We start from the raw sequence: 16911 nt of genomic DNA, 5'->3' as shown, positions 1-16911 counted from the left end.
CGACGATGACCGATGTCAGCGGGATCAACACGAGCGGAAGCTCGTCGGCCGCGTCCTACACCAAGCTGGCCGAGAACATGGACATGTTCCTGACGCTGCTGACCACGCAGCTCAAGAACCAGGATCCGCTCGACCCGATGGACAACGCCGAGATGACCAACCAGCTCGTGCAGTTCGCCAACGTCGAGCAGCAGATCAGCCAGAACCATAACCTCGAGCAGATGATCACCCTGCTGAACGCCCAGTCTGCGGCGAGCTCGGTGAACTATATCGGCAAGAACATCCAGTACACCGACAGCACGACGACCTATCAGGGCGACCCGGTGACGTTCGGCTACACGCCGGACAAGGGCGCCGACACGGTCACGCTCAAAGTGGTCGACGCCGCCGGCAAGACGGTCAGGACGTTCGACAAGCCGGAGACCTCGGCCCAGCGCCACACGGTCACGTGGGACGGCCTGGACGACGACGGCAACGCGGTCGCCGAAGGCCAGTACACCTTCGTGGTCTCGGCCAAGGGCGCCGACGACAAGGCGATCAAGGTCGCCACCGACATCACCGGCCGGGCGACCGGCTCGGCCATCGACTCAAGCGGCAGCTACATCCTGGTCGGCGACCTGGCGGTCGACGTCACCAAGATCGTGGCCGTGAAGGAACCACCCGCGTCGTCATAAGGCGGCCGTCAGCAACTCGGCAGAACGCCACGGAGCAACCCTCTCAGACACCCGTCGGATCGGGTGCGTGAACGGAGGCAACAACAATGAGCATCTACGGCGGTATGTTCTCGGGTGTGTCGGCGCTGGCCGCGCAGTCCCAGGCGTTCGGAATCATCTCCGACAACATCGCGAACGTGAACACGGTCGGCTACAAGGACACCAAGGCGCGCTTCCAGACGCTGGTGACCGAGTCCATCACCAACTCCCGCTACTCGCCGGGCGGCGTGCTGGCGCGGCCGTTCGTGAACCCGGAGAAGCAGGGCCTGCTCCAGGGCACCACCTCGCAGACCGACCTGGCGATCGTCGGCGACGGCTTCTTCGTGGTGAACGAGAACTCCGACCCGAACAACAACGGCGGCGACTACCTGCTGACCCGCGCCGGCTCGTTCGTCCAGGACGAGGACGGCAACCTGGTGAACAATGCCGGCTTCTTCCTGCAGGGCTGGCGCACCGACTCCAGCGGCAACATCGTCAACGCCACCACCCAGGACCAGCTGTCCAGCCTGGAGACGATCAACCTGGCCGGCTTCACCTCGGTGTCGAACCCGACGACCGAGGCCCAGCTGGCGGTCAACCTGCCGGCCAACGCCACCACCTCGTCGACCCAGACCACCAACCTGACGGTCTACGACTCGCTCGGCGTCGATCACCTGCTGACGATCAACTGGACCAAGAGCGCGGCCGCCAACATCTGGGACTACTCGATCGACGTGACCAACAAGGCCGGCACCACCTCGGCCGGCATTGTCACCGGCACGGTCGAGTTCGACGCCGCCGACGGCACGATCGAGGACGTCGACGGCGGCGGCCTGGCCAACGGCGCCCTGGCGCAGACCACGGTGCCGATCACCGCGGTCCAGCTCGGGAGCGGCGCCGCCGCCTCCAGTATCACCATCAACTGGGGGACGGTCGGGCAGTCCAACGGCATGAGCCAGCTGAGCCGCGGCTACGAGGCCACCCTGCTCAACCAGAACGGCTCCTCGCCCTCGACCCTGATCGCGGTCGAGGTCGACGCGGACGGCGTGGTGACCGCGCGGTTCGAGAACGGCGACACCCGGCCGATCTACCAGCTCGCGATCGGCACCGTGCCGGCCTCGACCGAGCTGAAGTCGGAGAACGGCAACGCCTACACCCTGTCCAGCGGCTCGGGCGACCTGCTGCTGACCGAAGCCGGGCTGCAGGGTGCCGGCACCATCGAGGCGTCGGCCCTGGAATCCTCGACCGTCGACCTCTCGGACGAGTTCGCCGACCTGATCATCACCCAGCGCGCCTACTCGGCGGCGACCCGGCTGATCACCACCGGCGACGAGCTGCTCGACGAAATCATCCGTGTGAAGCGGTAACAGCTAACCCCGCACCCGTTACCGCTCGACCTGACCCCGGCCTCGGCCGGGGTCATTTTTCTTCTGTTTTTCCGCCTCCGGAACGAAATCGCGCTTTCACGGCCGTGCATTAGTCGTTTGTTAAGAGCCGGCCCGCACACTGGCGCCAGGCTCCAATCAGCATTCGACGGCCATGAGCGGACAAGCGGCGACCAAGACCCCGGCCATCAGGCCCCAGCAAGTTACCGGCCCCAACGGCACACCGATCGGCCTCCAGGACCTGCCGCCGCCGGACACCACCCGCTGGGTGATGCGGCGCAAGGCGGAGGTCGTTTCGGCCGTGCGCGGCGGCCTGCTGAGCATCGAGGAGGCCTGCGAGCGCTGGAACCTGTCGCTCGAGGAACTGGAGTCGTGGCAGCGGCTGATCGACCGGTACGGCGTTCGCGGCCTGCGCGCGACCAGGCTCCAGCAATACCGCGGCAACGAGCGCCGCAGCCCGCCCGCCGATCGCCGCTAGCCGTCGGCCGACACCCGATCCGTCACCAGCTTCGCGATCGAACGCAGGGTCCGTCCCCAAGGGTCCGCCATCCGCTTGCCGATCGGCGTGACCGACGGAAACCACGGGTCGTGGCCCTTGACCAGGTAGCCGGAGGGAACCGGCCGGCCGTGGAACTCGATGGTCGGGATGCCGACCCCGCCGGCGATGGTGGCGACCGAGGTGTTGGCGCTGACCACCAGATCCAGCGCCGCCGTCAGCGCCGCCGACCCGTCCAGGTCGTCGAACAGGTCGAGCCCCTCGATCACGTGCACGGCAACGCCGAACCGCTCGCGGATCTCCGCGAGCTCCACGGCACACTCATCGTACTGCAGGTTGACGAACGTCGCCCCGGGGACCGCCAGGATCGGCCCCAGCTCGGCGACCTCCGGATAGTACTCGGCGCGCGTCCGCCCGCGGGCGCGGCTGCGCCAGCACAGGCCGATCTTCGGGCCCGGCCCGAGCTCGGCGATCCGCCGTTTCAGGCAATCCACCCGCGCCGGATCCGGTCGCAGCACCCCGCCGTGCTCCGGGAACCGGTCGGGCCCCATCCGCAGCAGCCGGCCCAGGCTGCCGGTCGGCAGGACGATGTCGAACCCGTCGAGGCCGGCCTCGGACGCCTGCCCCGGAACCGGGAACGCCCGCACCGTCGCCGTCGGAAACGAGCGCTGGAACAACGGCTGCAGCTTGGCCGTGCACTCCAGGGTCACGGCGGCGCCGCGGTCGATCAGGTCCGGCACCATGGTGGCGAACCTGATCTCGTCGCCGATGCCCTGCTCGCCGAACACCAGGACGTCGCGGTCGTGCAGGTCGCCGGGCAACGGATCCGGCGCCCTGAACCGCGTCGGCGGGCGGTGAAAGCCCAGGGTCGCATAGCGCCATTCATAGCCCGGCCAGCCCTCCGACCAGCGGCCCATCCAGTTGAGGTTGACCGCGTTGTTGAAGTGGGCGACCGGGTGCCGCGGGTTTCCGGCCAGGGCCTGCCGGAAGAACCGCGCGGCGGCCCCGTACTCGCCGACGCGGTAGAGGGTGGTGGCGTAGCTCGCCGCGGTGTCCGGCGAATCCGGATTGAGCCGCAGCGCTTCCCGGAAGTGCGGCAGCGCCTCGAACGGGCGGTCGACCATGTTCAGCGCGCTGCCCAGGTTCTGGCGGATCGCGAAATGGTTCGGGCTGAGCCGGACGGCGGTCCGGTGCGCCTCGATCGCCTCGTCCCAGCGATCCATCTTCTGCAGCACATTGCCGAGGTTGGACCAGTAGCCGCCGTTGCTCGGATCGACCTCGATCGCCTGGCGGATCAGCGAGGCGGCGGTGTCGTACAGCTCGACCCGACGGGCGAACAGCCCCATGCCGTGCAGCGCGTCCGGATGCCGGATGTTCTCGTCGAGCACCGTCCGGAAGCCCCGTCGCGCATTCTCCAGGTCGCCGCGTTCGAGCGCCTGCATGGCGGCCGCGACGAGCTGCGCATGGCGGACCGCGGCCGGATCCGACGCGTCGGCCCAGGCGCCGGGCTTGCGGGGGGCCGGCGGCGGGACCGCGACGCGCGGGCCGGCGGCACGCGGACCACCGGGTCGTCCCCCCGGCGGGCTCCTCTTCCTGTTCCGGGCCATCCTCGCCTCCCGGCTTCGCCAACGTCGTGCGCCAGTTCACGCACGGTAGGAATTCAACGTTCTAATTCCTTGTTCTTTTTTACAGATAACCGTGATAGCGTGACTAGGAAATTTTTGCCCAGTTAAGCCTTTCCAAGGCTCTCACAATTTTGTATAAAATTTTATGCGAATTGGCGAAACGGCCGCATCGACGGATGGCAGGCCCCGCGGGGAGTGACCGGTATGAATCCCTTCGCCGACCTGATCCGGAACCTCGGCCCGGTGCGGCTCGCGGCGCTCGCCGGAACCGGCATTGCCGTGATCGGCTTCTTCATTTTCCTGGTGTCGCGTCTGTCCACCGGCAGCATGTCGCTGCTCTATGCCGACCTCGACCCGGCGGATGCCGGCTCGATCGTGCGCGAGCTCGAATCCCGCGAGATCCCCTATCAGCTCAAGGCCAGCGGCACCCAGGTGTTCGTGCCGTCCGACGACGTCCTGCGCCTGCGCGTCTCGCTCGCCGAGCAGGGCCTGCCCGGCGGCGGCTCGGTCGGCTATGAGCTGTTCGACAAGAGCCAGGGCCTCGGCACCACCAGCTTCGTCCAGAACGTCAACCTGGTGCGGGCCCTGGAGGGCGAGCTCAGCCGCACCATCGCCTCGATGCGCAACGTCCGCGGCTCGCGCGTGCACCTCGTGCTGCCGCGCCGCGAGCTGTTCTCGCGCGAGCGCCAGAAGCCGAGCGCGTCGGTGGTCCTGCAGCTGCAGGGCGGTCAGCGCCCCGGCAAGGAGCAGGTCCTGGCGATCCAGCATCTGGTCGCAGCCGCGGTCCCGGAGCTGAGCCCGGAGGGCGTGTCGATCCTGGACGACCGCGGCGAGCTGCTGGCCCGCGGGTTCGGCGAGGACGCGCAGAGCTCGCTCGCCATGATGAACGCCGAGGAGATGAAGTCGGCCTACGAGAACCGGATGCGCCGTTCGATCGAGGAGATGGTCGAGCGCACGGTCGGCCTGGGGCGGGTGCGGGCCGAGGTGACGGCCGAGATCGACTACGGCCGGGTGGTCGAGAACACCGAGCAGTACGATCCCGACACCCAGGTCGCGCGCTCGACCCAGACCATCGAGGACCGGTCCCAGGCGAGCGACACCGCCTCCGACGGCACGGTCACCGTCCAGAACAACCTGCCGGAAGCCCAGGTCAACGGTGCCGGCGGCAACGGCACGTCGTCCACGTCGTCGAACAACCGGACCGAGGAGACCGTCAACTACGAGATCTCCAAGACCGTCCGGCAGCGCACCCGCGAGTCGGGCGAGGTCCAGCGGCTCTCGGTCGCCGTGCTGGTCGACGGCACCTACAACCGGAACGACGCCGGCGACCGGGTGTACGTCCCCCGGACCCCGGAGCAGCTCTCCCAGATCGAGACCCTGGTCAAGTCGGCGGTCGGGTTCCGCGCCGAGCGCGGCGACACCGTCGAAGTCGTCAACATGGAATTCGTGAAGCTCGAGCCCACCGATCTCGGCGACGGCTCGTTCCTGTTCGGCATCTCGAAGGAAGAGTTCCTGCAGCTCGCCGAGGTCATGGTGCTCGCGGTCGTCGGCCTGCTGGTCATCCTGCTGGTGGTGCGTCCGGTGCTGACCCGCCTGTTCGAGAGCATGCCGACTACGCTCGCCTCGCGCGGCGGCGGCATGATCGGCCAGGACGGCCAGCTCGCCCAGCTCGCCGGCCCGGGCGCCACCGCCGACATGGCCGAGCTCCTGGAAGGCGAGGACGAGGCCGAGGAGAGCCTGCTCGACCAGATGATCGACATCAACCAGGTCGAGGGCCGGGTCCGGGCGTCGTCGCTCCGCAAGATCGGCGAGATCGTCGACAAGCACCCCGAGGAGGCGGTCGCGATCATCCGCAACTGGATGTATCAGGAAGCCCAGTGATGGCATTCCGACCGATCCCGTCGGCGGCGTCGCCTGACGCCCGGTGGAGGAGTTGACGATGGCGCGACCCAGGCCGTTCACCTTCGACTACAGCTTCGACGACGGGGCCGACGATCGCCGCAAGGCCGAGGAGCGTGCCCGCCAGCAGGCCGCGGCGGACGCCGAGGCCAACCGGCCGCCGACCTTCTCGGTCGAGGAACTGGAACAGGCCCGGGCCGAGGCGCACGCGCTCGGACGCCAGGAAGGCATGGCCGACGCCATGGCCGGCATCGAGCAGCAGGTCGCGCGCACGCTGGACGCCCTGTTCTCGCGCCTGCCGAAGGTGTTCGAGCAGCACGCCGCCTGGACCCGGACAATAGAGACCGACGCGTCGCGCCTCGCCATCGCCGTGATGCGCAAGCTCGCCCCGCAGCTCACCCGCGAGCGCGAGCTGCCGGAGGTCGAGCGCGTCGTCCGCGAGGCCTTCGGGTTCCTGACCGAGCAGCCGAAGGTGATGATCCGCGTCGCCCCGGCCGTCGAGGAAGGGCTGCGCGGGCGGGTCGAGCTGATGGCATCCCGGGTCGGCTACGAGGGCCAGGTCGTCCTGGTCGGCGACCCCGAGCTGCCGGTCGACGACTGCCGGGTCTCGTGGCAGGCCGGCGCCGTCGAACGGTCGCTCGACGAAACCTGGGAGCAGATCGACCACATCGTCGACCGCGCGCTCGCCGGCCAGCCGGAACGCGAGCGCCGTGCCCCCGCCGTCTCCGCCGACGCCGACGCCGCCGCGGCCGAACCAGCAGACACCGCAATTGACGGGCCCGACACGGGCGACCGGCCCGACTGAACGAGGAGGACTCCATGTCCGACGACGATCTCAACCTGACGGACCTCGACGACGACGACATGGCCGCCGCCATGGCGGCCCAGGACGAGCCGGAGGAGGTGTACGCCGACGACGGCAAGGGCCAGATAACCGCCCGCGAACTGGAGGCGGTGTACGACATCCCGGTCCAGGTCTCGGCCGTCCTCGGCAAAACCAGCATGCAGGTCAGCCAGCTGCTCAAGCTCGGCCGCGGCGCCGTGGTGGAGCTCGACCGCAAGGTCGGCGAGGCCATCGACATCTACGTCAACAACCGGCTGGTGGCGCGCGGCGAAGTGGTGATCGTCGACGAGCGGCTCGGCGTCACCATGACCGAGATCATCAAGGCCGACAGGCCGGCCTGAGCGCAGGGCGGAGACGATGGCGGACGGAGCCGAGTACGCCGCGCCCCGGTCGGGCGCCCCGGTCAGCTACGACATCCCGTCGAGCGGCACCACGGTCGACGGCGCGTTGCTGATCGGCCTGATCGGCGCGTTCGTGCTGATCGGCGGCGCCATCATGCTCGGCGACTCGATCCGGTCGTTCCTGGACTTCCCGTCGGTTCTGATCGTGCTGCTCGGAACCTTCGCGGTGACCATGGTGTCGTTCTCGGTCGGCGAGGTGCTCGGGGTGGTGCCGCTGCTGCTGCGGACCGTGTTTCCGCCGTCCCGAAACGTCCAGCGGGCCTGCGAGCGGGCCTTGAACCTGGCCGAGATCGCGCGGCGCAACGGCATCCTAGCCCTCGACCACGTGCTGCCGCAGCTGGCCGGCGAGCCATTCCTGCAGCGCGCCATCGCGATGGCGGTCGACGGCGGTGCGCCGGAGCGGGTCGAGACCGTCCTCACCACCGAGATCGAAGCGACCTCCGAGCGCTTGACCCGCGCCGCCAACGTGCTGCGGCGGGCGGCCGAGGTGGCGCCGGCGATGGGGCTGATCGGCACGTTGATCGGCTTGGTGCAGATGCTGGCGAACCTGAAGGACCCGAACGCCATCGGGCCGGCGATGGCGGTGGCGCTGCTGACCACCTTCTACGGCGCGGTGATGGCCTACATGGTGTTCGCGCCGGTCGCCGCGAAGGTCGACCGCAACGCCGCCGACGAGCGCCAGATCCAGCAGATCTACATGGTCGCGGCGAGCTCGATCGCCCGCCAGGAGAATCCCCGGCAGCTCGAGGTGCTGCTGAACACCGTCCTGCCGCCCTCGCAGCGGCTGGACTACTACTCGTGACACCGGGAGCGATGCGATGCGTCTGTTGATCGTCGGCACACTCGAGGGCCACATCACCACGGCCGGGCAGATCGCCATGCAGCGTGGCGCCAAGGTCAGCCATGTGCCCGACATCGAGGGCGGCCTGAAGATCCTGCGCGACGGCCCGGGCGCCGACCTGGTGATGATCGACGTGCGGCAGCCGGTCGCCCGGTTCCTCAAGCAGATGAAGCAGGAGCGGATGAACACCCCGGTGGTGGCCTGCGGCATCCAGAGCGACCCGGACACCGCGGTCGCGGCGATCCGGGCCGGCGCCAAGGAGTACATCCCCCTGCCCCCGAACCCGGAGCTGATCGCCGCGGTCCTGGCGGCGGTCGCCGAGGAGCAGACGGCGGTGGTGTTCCGCGACCCGGTGATGGCGGGGGTGCTGAAGCTCGCCGACCAGATCGCGCCGTCCGACGCCAGCGTGCTGATCACCGGCGAGTCCGGCACCGGCAAGGAGGTGCTGGCCCGCTACCTGCACACCAAGTCGCGCCGCGCCAACGAGAAGTTCGTGTCGGTGAACTGCGCCGCGATCCCCGACAACCTGCTGGAATCCGAGCTGTTCGGCCACGAGAAGGGTGCGTTCACCGGCGCCGTCGCGCGCCGGATCGGCAAGTTCGAGGAAGCCGACAAGGGCACCCTGCTGCTCGACGAGATCAGCGAGATGGACGTACGCCTGCAGGCCAAGCTGCTGCGGGCGATCCAGGAGCGCGAGATCGACCGGGTCGGCGGCAGCAGCCCGGTGAAGATCGACATCCGGCTGATCGCCACCTCCAACCGCGACCTCGAGCAGCACGTGCGCGACGGCAAGTTCCGCGAGGACCTGTACTTCCGGCTCAACGTGTTCAACCTGCAGCTTCCGGCCCTGCGCGAGCGGCCGGGCGACATCCGGGCGCTGGCCGATCACTTCGCCAAGAAGTACGCCGAGGCCAACGGGCTGCCGCCGCGGCCACTGACCGAAGAGGCGATGCGCCGGCTCGAGGGCCATCACTGGCGCGGCAACGTGCGCGAGCTCGAGAACACCATGCACCGGGCGGTGCTGCTGGCCAGCGGTGCCGAGGTCGGGCCGGAGGCGATCATCCTGACCGGCGAGAGCATGGCCCCGGGCGGCCGGACCGCCCCTGCCCCGACGGCCCCTGCCCCGACGGCCCCTGCCCCGGTCGCAGCAGCCCCGGCCGCAGCAGCCCCGCCCGCAGCGGCGACACCGGCGCCTGCCGCCCCGGCCGGCGGTTCCTCGACCTCCTCGCTGGTCGGCCGGACGGTCGCCGACGTCGAGCGCGACCTGATCATCGACACCCTTTCGCACTGCCTGGGCAACCGGACCCATGCCGCGAACATCCTGGGCATCTCGATCCGGACCCTGCGCAACAAGGTCAAGCAGTTCATGGACGAGGGCTACGACGTGCCGGCGCCGGGCGACGCCGACCGGGCGTCGGTCTGATGCATTGACGGCACCTCGGGGAGCGGCCTGAGAGATGGCGGACACCTCAGGACAGGGCAACGACGGCCGCCGGCCGATGGGCGGGCTCACCATGCCGACCCTCGGCAGCGTGACCGACGCCCTGCGGCGCGGCGACATCATGCTGGCGGCTGGCGTCATCGCCATCCTGTCGGTCCTGATCCTGCCGATGCCGACCTGGCTGCTGGACTTCTGTCTGGCGATCTCGCTGGTGTTCTCGGTGCTGATCCTGATGACCGTGATGTTCATCCGGAAGCCGCTGGACTTCAGCGCCTTCCCGATGGTCCTGCTGATCGCCACCATGCTGCGGCTGGCGCTGAACCTGGCCTCGACCCGGCTGATCCTGGGCGAGGGTCACACCGGCACCGACGCCGCCGGCCAGGTGATCCAGGCGTTCGGCAACTTCATGATGTCCGGCAACCCGGTGATCGGCGTGATCGTGTTCGCGATCCTGGTGATCGTGAACTTCATCGTCATCACCAAGGGTTCCGGACGCATCGCCGAGGTGTCGGCCCGGTTCAGCCTGGACGCGATGCCCGGCAAGCAGATGGCGATCGACGCCGACCTGTCGTCGGGCCTGATCAACGAGGACGAGGCCCGGACCCGGCGCGAGGAACTGAGCCAGGAGAGCAGCTTCTTCGGGTCGATGGACGGCGCCTCGAAGTTCGTGCGCGGCGACGCGGTCGCCGGCCTGCTGATCACCCTGATCAACGTGGTCGGCGGCATGATCATCGGCATGGCCCAGCAGGGCATGTCGTTCTCCGACGCGTCGATGACCTACACGATCCTGACGGTCGGCGACGGCCTGGTCAGCCAGATCCCGGCCCTTATCGTGTCGACCGCCGCCGGCATGCTGGTCACCAAGGGCGGCGCCGAGGGATCGGCCGACGAGTCGGTGTTCGGGCAGCTCGGCGGCTACCCGAAGGCGCTCATGATGAGCTCCGGCCTGATGATCATCATGGCGATGCTGCCCGGCATCCCGATGATCCCGTTCCTGCTGATCGCCGGCGTGACCGGCAGCGGCGCCTACTTCCTGTGGCGCGGCCAGGAGGAAGCGAAGGCCGCCGCGGTCGAGGCCGAGGAGACCGCCGCCGCGGCGCCGCCGCCGGAGGAGCCGATCTCGTCGGCGCTGCAGATCGACCTGATCCGCCTGGAGCTCGGCTACGGCCTGCTGCCGCTGATCAACGAGGCGGTCGAGGGCCAGCGCCTGACCGACCAGATCAAGGCGCTGCGCCGGCAGCTGGCCGCCGAGAGCGGCTTCATCATGCCGCAGGTCCGGATCCAGGATAACCTCCAGCTCGGCGCCAACACCTACGTGATCCGGGTCAAGGAGATCGAGGTCGGACGCGGCGAGCTGCGGCCGAACCGGCTGCTGGTGATGGACCCGACCGGCGGCAAGATCGACCTGCCCGGCACCGATACAAGGGAGCCGACCTTCGGCCTGCCGGCCATGTGGATCTCGCCCGACCTGCGCGAGGAGGCGCTGTTCAAGGGCTATACCGTGGTCGACCCGTCGACCGTGATCACCACGCACCTGACCGAACTGGTGCGCGACAACATGTCGGAGCTGCTGTCCTACGGCGAGACCCAGAAGCTGCTGGACGAGCTCGGCGACCGCAACCAGAAGCTGGTCGCCGACGTGGTGCCGGCGCAGATCTCGGTCGGCGGCCTGCAGCGCGTCCTGCAGAACCTGCTGGCCGAGCGGATCTCGATCCGCGACCTGCCGACCATCCTCGAAGGCGTGGCCGAGGCCGCCGGCTACAGCCGCAACGTGGCGACCATCACCGAGCACGTGCGGGCCCGCCTCGCCCGGCAGATCAGCGAGGCCTACGCCGACGAGGAGGGGGTGATCCCGCTGGTCTCGCTGTCGCCGGAATGGGAGCAGGCGTTCGCGGAGTCGCTGGTCGGCCAGGGCGACGACCGCCAGCTGTCGATGGCGCCGAGCCGGCTGCAGCAGTTCATCACCACGGTCCGCCACCAGTTCGACAAGTACACCGCGATGGGCGAGCAGCCCTGCCTGCTGACGTCGCCGATGATTCGCCCCTACGTGCGGTCGATCATCGAGCGTTTCCGCCCGCAGACCGTGGTAATGTCGCAGAACGAGATCCACCCGAAGGCCAAGATTCGAACACTCGGGCAGATATGAGGGGCGACCACAACAAGCATCCGCGAGCCGGCGGACAGCGCGCCGTGCGGGGCGCCGGAAAGCCGTCTGAGGCTCGCCGATGCGGCTGAAGACCTTCAACGCGCCGTCGATGGCCGAGGCCATGAACCTCGTGAAGACCCATCTCGGGCCCGACGCGATCATCGTCTCGACGCAGAAGGGTGACGGCGGCCTCGGCGTGCGGATCACCGCCGCCATCGAGGCGGTCGAGGACGAGGATCACTACGACCAGTACGTCGAGGACGCCGATCCGCTCGACGAGATCGCCGACGCGCTGGCGCATCACAACGTGCCGGGCGAACTCGCCGACAAGCTGACCCGGGCGGCCGGCTCGCTGGACGCCGATGATCCGCTGCTGGCCCTGGCCGGCGCCCTCGACCAGCACTTCAAGTTCCAGCCGGTGCCGATGTCGGGCCGGCGGCCGGTCCTGCTGATGGGCATGCCGGGCGCCGGCAAGACCGTCACCACGGCGAAGCTGGCGACCCGGGCGGTGATGAACCGCCGGCCGGTCAGCGTGATCACCACCGACACCCAGCGGGCCGGCGGCTACGAGCAGCTGCACGCCTTCACCCGCCTGCTCGAGGTCGACCTGCAGCAGGCCGACACCCCGGCGGCGCTGCAGGACGCGGTCTCGGCCGCCCGCCCGGACTCGCTGATCCTGGTCGACTGCGCCGGCGGCAACCCGTTCGAGGCCGAGGACGCGGAGCGCCAGCGCCGGCTGATCGAGGCGATCGAGGCCGAGGCGGTGCTGGTCATGGCCGCCGGCGGCGACCCGCTGGAAGCCGCCGACCAGGCCCACGCCTATGCCGCGATAGGCGCGCGAAGGTTGTTGGCGACCCGCCTCGACATCGCCCGCCGGCTCGGCGGCCTGCTGAGCGCGGCGAGCGCCGGGCGGCTGGCGTTCACCGAGGTCGGGATCGGCGCCAGCGTCGCCGACGGGCTGGCGCCGCTGAACCCGGTGTCGTTGGCACGCCTGTTGCTTCCGAAGTATGCTGCAACCCGCGATCAGGCCGCGGAATGATGCGCGCGAAAGGATCCACAATGGTTCCGTCCGGTGCTCCGACCCCTGCCGGTCCTCCGACCAAGCTGGCGAAGGGCCGGAACCTCATCGCGGTGGCGTCCGGCAAGGGCGGCGTCGGCAAGACCTGGTTCGCGGTTACGTTGTGCCACGCCCTGTCGCGGGCCGGCCGGAAGGTCCTGCTGTTCGACGCCGACCTCGGCCTCGCCAACGTCGACATCCAGCTCGGCCTGATGCCGCAGCGCGACCTCGGCGGCGTGCTGGCCGGCCGGCTGTCGCTCGCCCAGGCGCGGGTACGCTACGACGAGGGTCAGTTCGACATCATCGCCGGACGCTCCGGCTCCGGGAACCTCGCGCAGCTGCCGTCGAACCGCCTGGGCGCGCTCGGCACCGAGCTCATCGAACTCGGCCGGTCCTATGACAGCGTGGTCATGGACATGGGCGCCGGGCTCGACCGCACCGTCCGGCTGCTTTCGGGCCGGGCCGGAACCATCCTGGTGGTCGCGACCGCCGAGCCGACCTCGCTGACCGACGCCTACGCCTTCATCAAGGTGACGCTGACCAACGACCCGACCGCCGACGTGCGGGTGGTGATCAATGCGGCCGACAGCAAGGCCGAGGGCCAGCGCACCTACGAGACCCTGCGCAAGGCCTGCGCCAACTTCCTGAAGGCCGAGCCTCCGCTGGCCGGGATCATCCGGCGCGACCGCAAGGTGATCGAGGCGATCCGGACCCAGACCCCGATCATGATCCGCTACCCCGGTGCCGACGCCGCGCTCGACGTCGAGGCGATCGCCGAGCACCTGCAGGAGACCCGGTGAGCGACATCCCCTCGGCGTCGCCGCCGTCGGGCAGCCCCCCGGCTCCCTCGTCCTCGCCCCAAACCTCCGGCCAGCAGGCCGGCAGCAGCCAGGCCGCACCCGCCGGCGGTCAGGGCGGATCCGCCCAGGCGGCGCCGCAGGCGAGCCAACCGCAACCCGTCGCCGCGCAAGCCCCCGGCAGCCCGGCCCGGGCCCCGGAACTGCCGCCCGATCTCGCGCGCGCCGCCGCCGGCACGACCGTCGAGGGCCTGGTGCGCCAGGCCGCGGCCGACGGCCGCGTCACCGTGCGCACCGCCCAGGGCGACGTCCGGCTCGAGCTCAGCCGTGCTCAGGTCGCGCAACTGCTCAAGCCGGGGACGCCGGTCACCGTCGAGATCCGCAATCCGGGCACCCAGCCGCCGATCGTCCAGCTCACCGTCCGCGGAGCCCCGACCGCCGGAACCGGCGGCGTGCCGACCCAGGCCGCCACCCAGCCGGCGGTGACGACCGGCACTACCGCGCCGGCGCCGACCGTGCCGCTCGCGGTCGGCCGGATCGTGCAGGCCACCGTGGTGCCGGGCCCGGCCGCCCAGTCGGCCGCGTCGGCAGTAGCCGCCCAATCGTCCCGGGCATCGGTGCCCCCTGCTCCGCCCCCGGGAACGCCAACGCCGGGAACGCCAACGCCGACGACACCGGGCGGCGCCCCGGCCCCCACTCCGGCGCCGAGCGCGGCGGTTCCGGCCGCGCCCCCGCCCCCTGGCGCTCCGGTGGTCGCCAACCCGGGCTCCGCCTCGACAGGAACGACGCCGACAGGAGCCCCACCGACCGGAACCGCACCGTCGGGCACCCCGCCCGCGGCCACCGGATCGCCGGCGGCACCGACGGTCCAGTCCGGGCCACCGACCGCCGGTTCGTCGCCCGCCCCGCCAGCGGTGCCGACCGCGACCACGCCCGCGGGCAGCGCGCCGGCGTCGGGCTCGTCGCCACGGGCCGCCCTCGCCCAACCGGCAACCGGCCCCGCGGCTGCCGCCTCGGCCGCCGCCACGAACGCCGTCACGAACGCCCCCCAGGCAACCCCGGCGACCGCTGCCGCCACGGCCCAGGCCGCCGGCGGCACCGCTCTCCCGAACGGCGCCGTGCTGACCGTTCGCGTGGCCGCGATCGGCCAGGCCGAGGCTCGCCCCGAGGGCGCCGCCCGGGCGGTCACCGGCCTGGTCCAGACCGCCGCCGGCACGCCCGGCCGGATCGCCGGCCAGATCGCGGGGCTGACAGCCGCCGGCCGCCCGGTGGTGGAGTCGCCGGTCGGCAACCTCGCGCTCGATGCCCGCGCCGACCTGCGGCTCGGCACGCGGATCGCGCTGGACGTGCTGGCGTCGCGGACCGCCGGAACCCCCGAGCGCGCCGCCCCGCTGAGCGTGCTGGCCCGGGAATGGCCGGCGCTGGAGGCGACGCTGCGGGTGCTCGAGGAGCAGCTCGGCCCGGCCGGCGCCCGGCAGGCGATCGAGGCGATGCCGCGCCCGGGCCCGCAGATGACCGCCACCCTGCTGTTCTTCATGACGGCACTGCGGGTCGGCGACGTCCGCGCCTGGCTCGGGCGGACCGCCGCCCAGGCCCTGGAGCGCGCCGGGCAAGGCCGGCTCCTGGATTCGCTGTCCGACGACTTCAGGACACTGCAGCGCGCCGCCGACCCGTCCGAGGCCGGCTGGCGCAGCTACCTGATTCCGGTCGCCTGGGACGAGCGCCGGCCGATCCGCCTGCTCACCCGCCGCGAGCGCCGAGACGGCCGCGACGGCCGCAGCGGCAAGCCCGGTACGGCGTTCCTGGTGGACCTCGACCTCACCAACCTCGGCCCGTTCCGGCTGGACGGCCTGATCCGCAACGAGCTGCTCGACCTGCTGATCCGCACCACCAGGCCGCTGCCGACGGTCATGCGCCGCGACATCAAGGCGCTGTTCGACGGCACGCTGGAGCGCACCGGCATCGTCGGCCGGCTGAGCTTCAAGGCCTCGCCAGTCATGCCGCCGCTGCCGGTCGACTTGGACGCCCCGGCCGCCGGCGGTACAACCGAGCTGACCGTCTGATCCTCCCCTCTGCGCCGCTTCCGGAAGCCCGATGCGACCCTCTCCCAGCCTGCCGCCCGCCATCCTGTTCGACCTGGACGACACCCTGATCACCGCACACCCGGACCCGCGGGCCGCATGGCGACGCGCCATCGACACCCTGCCGGAGCGGCCGGAGGGTCTCGACCTGCACGGTGCGGCCGAGGCGATCCACCGGGCCGCCCGCTGGTTCTGGTCGGATCCCGCCCGGCATCGCGAGGGACGCCTGAACATCGCCGTCGCGCGCCGGAACATCGTGACGCGAGGGCTGGAGAGCGCCGGTGTCGCGGACGCCGGCTACGTCGAGCGGCTGTCCGACCACTACGAGGCCATGCGCACCGCCGAGACCGCGCTGTTCCCCGACGCGGTCGACACCCTGGTGGCCCTGGCCGAGCGTGGCGTACGCCTCGGCCTGATCACCAACGGCGCCGCCGAGCCGCAGCGCGCCAAGATCGAGCGCTTCGACCTGGAGCGGCATTTCGTGCACGTCCAGATCGAGGGCGAGATGGGGTTCGGGAAGCCCGAGGAGCAGGCCTATGCCCATGCCCTCGCCGCACTCGGGACGACCGTCGAGCACACCTGGATCGTCGGCGACAACCTCGACTGGGAGGTGATGGTGCCGCAGCGGCTCGGCTTCCACGCGATCTGGCGCGACCCGACCGGCAGGGGCCTGCCCGCCGGGCACCCCGCCCGGCCCGACCGCGTCATCACCCGCCTCGCCGAGCTGCTGGAGGAGTAGCCCGGCGATCAGGCCGCCGCGGAGTCCCCCTCGCGCCGGTCGAACTCGGCCCGGGCCCGGCGGATCTCGCCGTGGTGCGAGTCGGCCCAGCGCACTAGGTTGCCCAACGTGTCGAACAGCGACCCGCCGAGCGGCGTCAACGCATACTCGACGCTGGGCGGCTTGGTCGGATAGACGGTGCGCGACACCAGCCCGTCCCGCTCGAGCTGCCGCAGCGACTTGGTCAGCATGCGCTGCGAGATGTCCGGCAGGGCACGGCGCAGCACCATGAAGCGGCGCGAGCCCGCGCTCAATTCGAGCAGCAGAAGCACGCTCCACTTGTCGCCGACCCGGTCGATAACGTCGCGCACCGGGCACTCCGCCAGATCGCCGTCCCACTCCATCGTCGCCTCCAGATGGTTACCGCCCGGTGCCTATGGGCCGCAAAACTGCCGTCTTGCGACCCGCCGGCAGGTCTTTATCTACCG

16 protein-coding genes are annotated in these 16911 nt (G+C 70.5%); 13 read left to right on the top strand and 3 right to left on the bottom strand.

Annotated features, from left to right (window positions below):
• Positions 1-5 precede the first annotated feature (5 nt).
• From IE246_RS23675 to sciP, 3 genes are all read left to right on the top strand, one after another.
• Positions 6-674 (top strand): flagellar hook assembly protein FlgD, encoded by a 669-nt coding sequence (locus tag IE246_RS23675; RefSeq protein WP_189994352.1) that lies wholly within the window; start codon positions 6-8, stop codon positions 672-674.
• An 86-nt stretch (positions 675-760) separates the two neighbouring features.
• The gene (gene flgE, locus IE246_RS23670) at positions 761-2059 is read left to right on the top strand and encodes a flagellar hook protein FlgE (RefSeq protein WP_189994350.1); all 1299 of its coding nucleotides are present in this window, start codon (positions 761-763) and stop codon (positions 2057-2059) included.
• A 172-nt stretch (positions 2060-2231) separates the two neighbouring features.
• Entirely contained in the window at positions 2232-2555 is a 324-nt protein-coding gene (gene sciP, locus IE246_RS23665; protein WP_189994348.1) for a CtrA inhibitor SciP, read from the top strand.
• Here sciP and IE246_RS23660 read toward each other — a convergent pair.
• Positions 2552-4015, bottom strand: coding sequence for a tetratricopeptide repeat protein (locus IE246_RS23660; protein ID WP_189994346.1), 1464 nt, complete (start codon positions 4013-4015; stop codon positions 2552-2554). The two genes, sciP and IE246_RS23660, sit on opposite strands and share 4 nt — an antisense overlap.
• Before the next feature lie 387 nt (positions 4016-4402).
• Here IE246_RS23660 and fliF point away from each other — a divergent pair, with 387 nt between their 5' ends.
• The 8 genes from fliF (at position 4403) to IE246_RS23620 (ending at position 13627) form a co-directional block, all read left to right on the top strand.
• Complete coding sequence (fliF, locus tag IE246_RS23655; RefSeq protein ID WP_189994345.1) at positions 4403-6079, top strand: flagellar basal-body MS-ring/collar protein FliF; 1677 nt, start codon at positions 4403-4405, stop codon at positions 6077-6079.
• 58 nt (positions 6080-6137) lie between these two features.
• Positions 6138-6902, top strand: a complete 765-nt coding sequence (locus tag IE246_RS23650) for a FliH/SctL family protein (protein WP_189994343.1) — start codon at positions 6138-6140, stop codon at positions 6900-6902.
• Between the two features lie 71 nt (positions 6903-6973).
• Positions 6974-7282, top strand: coding sequence for a flagellar motor switch protein FliN (fliN, locus tag IE246_RS23645; RefSeq protein ID WP_229837472.1), 309 nt, complete (start codon positions 6974-6976; stop codon positions 7280-7282).
• Positions 7283-7298: 16 nt separating this feature from the next.
• Positions 7299-8144, top strand: a complete 846-nt coding sequence (locus tag IE246_RS23640) for a motility protein A (RefSeq protein WP_189994339.1) — start codon at positions 7299-7301, stop codon at positions 8142-8144.
• 16 nt (positions 8145-8160) lie between these two features.
• Entirely contained in the window at positions 8161-9606 is a 1446-nt protein-coding gene (flbD, locus tag IE246_RS23635) for a sigma-54-dependent transcriptional regulator FlbD (RefSeq protein ID WP_189994337.1), read from the top strand.
• A 34-nt stretch (positions 9607-9640) separates the two neighbouring features.
• Complete coding sequence (flhA, locus tag IE246_RS23630) at positions 9641-11770, top strand: flagellar biosynthesis protein FlhA (RefSeq protein ID WP_189994335.1); 2130 nt, start codon at positions 9641-9643, stop codon at positions 11768-11770.
• 79 nt (positions 11771-11849) lie between these two features.
• Complete coding sequence (locus IE246_RS23625; protein WP_189994333.1) at positions 11850-12809, top strand: flagellar biosynthesis protein FlhF; 960 nt, start codon at positions 11850-11852, stop codon at positions 12807-12809.
• Between the two features lie 20 nt (positions 12810-12829).
• A complete protein-coding gene (locus IE246_RS23620; RefSeq protein WP_189994331.1) occupies positions 12830-13627 on the top strand; it encodes a MinD/ParA family protein in 798 nt (265 codons plus the stop codon).
• A gap of 328 nt (positions 13628-13955) precedes the next feature.
• Here the strand turns inward: IE246_RS23620 and IE246_RS23615 are convergent, their stop codons facing one another.
• Positions 13956-14663, bottom strand: coding sequence for a hypothetical protein (locus tag IE246_RS23615; RefSeq protein WP_189994329.1), 708 nt, complete (start codon positions 14661-14663; stop codon positions 13956-13958).
• 79 nt (positions 14664-14742) lie between these two features.
• On the opposite strand from IE246_RS23615, the gene IE246_RS23610 reads away from it, so the two are divergent.
• Positions 14743-15687, top strand: a complete 945-nt coding sequence (locus tag IE246_RS23610; RefSeq protein WP_189994327.1) for a hypothetical protein — start codon at positions 14743-14745, stop codon at positions 15685-15687.
• A 31-nt stretch (positions 15688-15718) separates the two neighbouring features.
• Positions 15719-16444 (top strand): HAD family hydrolase, encoded by a 726-nt coding sequence (locus IE246_RS23605; RefSeq protein WP_189994325.1) that lies wholly within the window; start codon positions 15719-15721, stop codon positions 16442-16444.
• Between the two features lie 8 nt (positions 16445-16452).
• Here IE246_RS23605 and IE246_RS23600 read toward each other — a convergent pair whose 3' ends face one another.
• On the bottom strand, positions 16453-16827 hold the full coding sequence (locus IE246_RS23600; protein WP_189994323.1) for a winged helix-turn-helix transcriptional regulator: 375 nt from the start codon (positions 16825-16827) through the stop codon (positions 16453-16455).
• Between the last annotated feature and the right edge of the window lie 84 nt (positions 16828-16911).

It is taken from the genome of Thalassobaculum fulvum (assembly GCF_014652915.1).
GTDB lineage: Bacteria > Pseudomonadota > Alphaproteobacteria > Thalassobaculales > Thalassobaculaceae > Thalassobaculum_A > Thalassobaculum_A fulvum.
The sequence above is the reverse complement of the archived record's forward strand: the minus strand, read 5'-3'. Positions and strand labels throughout refer to the sequence as shown.

What these genes read in the sequence shown, in the direction of transcription:
- sciP (WP_189994348.1), top strand. Translation starts at nt 2,232, where the DNA reads ATGAGCGGACAAGCGGCGACCAAGACCCCGGCCATCAGGCCCCAGCAA.
- IE246_RS23620 (WP_189994331.1), top strand. Translation starts at nt 12,830, where the DNA reads ATGGTTCCGTCCGGTGCTCCGACCCCTGCCGGTCCTCCGACCAAGCTG.
- IE246_RS23650 (WP_189994343.1), top strand. Translation starts at nt 6,138, where the DNA reads ATGGCGCGACCCAGGCCGTTCACCTTCGACTACAGCTTCGACGACGGG.
- flhA (WP_189994335.1), top strand. Translation starts at nt 9,641, where the DNA reads ATGGCGGACACCTCAGGACAGGGCAACGACGGCCGCCGGCCGATGGGC.
- flbD (WP_189994337.1), top strand. Translation starts at nt 8,161, where the DNA reads ATGCGTCTGTTGATCGTCGGCACACTCGAGGGCCACATCACCACGGCC.
- IE246_RS23600 (WP_189994323.1), bottom strand. Translation starts at nt 16,827, where the DNA reads ATGGAGTGGGACGGCGATCTGGCGGAGTGCCCGGTGCGCGACGTTATC.
- IE246_RS23660 (WP_189994346.1), bottom strand. Translation starts at nt 4,015, where the DNA reads ATGCAGGCGCTCGAACGCGGCGACCTGGAGAATGCGCGACGGGGCTTC.
- fliN (WP_229837472.1), top strand. Translation starts at nt 6,974, where the DNA reads ATGGCGGCCCAGGACGAGCCGGAGGAGGTGTACGCCGACGACGGCAAG.
- fliF (WP_189994345.1), top strand. Translation starts at nt 4,403, where the DNA reads ATGAATCCCTTCGCCGACCTGATCCGGAACCTCGGCCCGGTGCGGCTC.
- IE246_RS23605 (WP_189994325.1), top strand. Translation starts at nt 15,719, where the DNA reads ATGCGACCCTCTCCCAGCCTGCCGCCCGCCATCCTGTTCGACCTGGAC.
- IE246_RS23675 (WP_189994352.1), top strand. Translation starts at nt 6, where the DNA reads ATGACCGATGTCAGCGGGATCAACACGAGCGGAAGCTCGTCGGCCGCG.
- IE246_RS23625 (WP_189994333.1), top strand. Translation starts at nt 11,850, where the DNA reads ATGCGGCTGAAGACCTTCAACGCGCCGTCGATGGCCGAGGCCATGAAC.
- flgE (WP_189994350.1), top strand. Translation starts at nt 761, where the DNA reads ATGAGCATCTACGGCGGTATGTTCTCGGGTGTGTCGGCGCTGGCCGCG.
- IE246_RS23640 (WP_189994339.1), top strand. Translation starts at nt 7,299, where the DNA reads ATGGCGGACGGAGCCGAGTACGCCGCGCCCCGGTCGGGCGCCCCGGTC.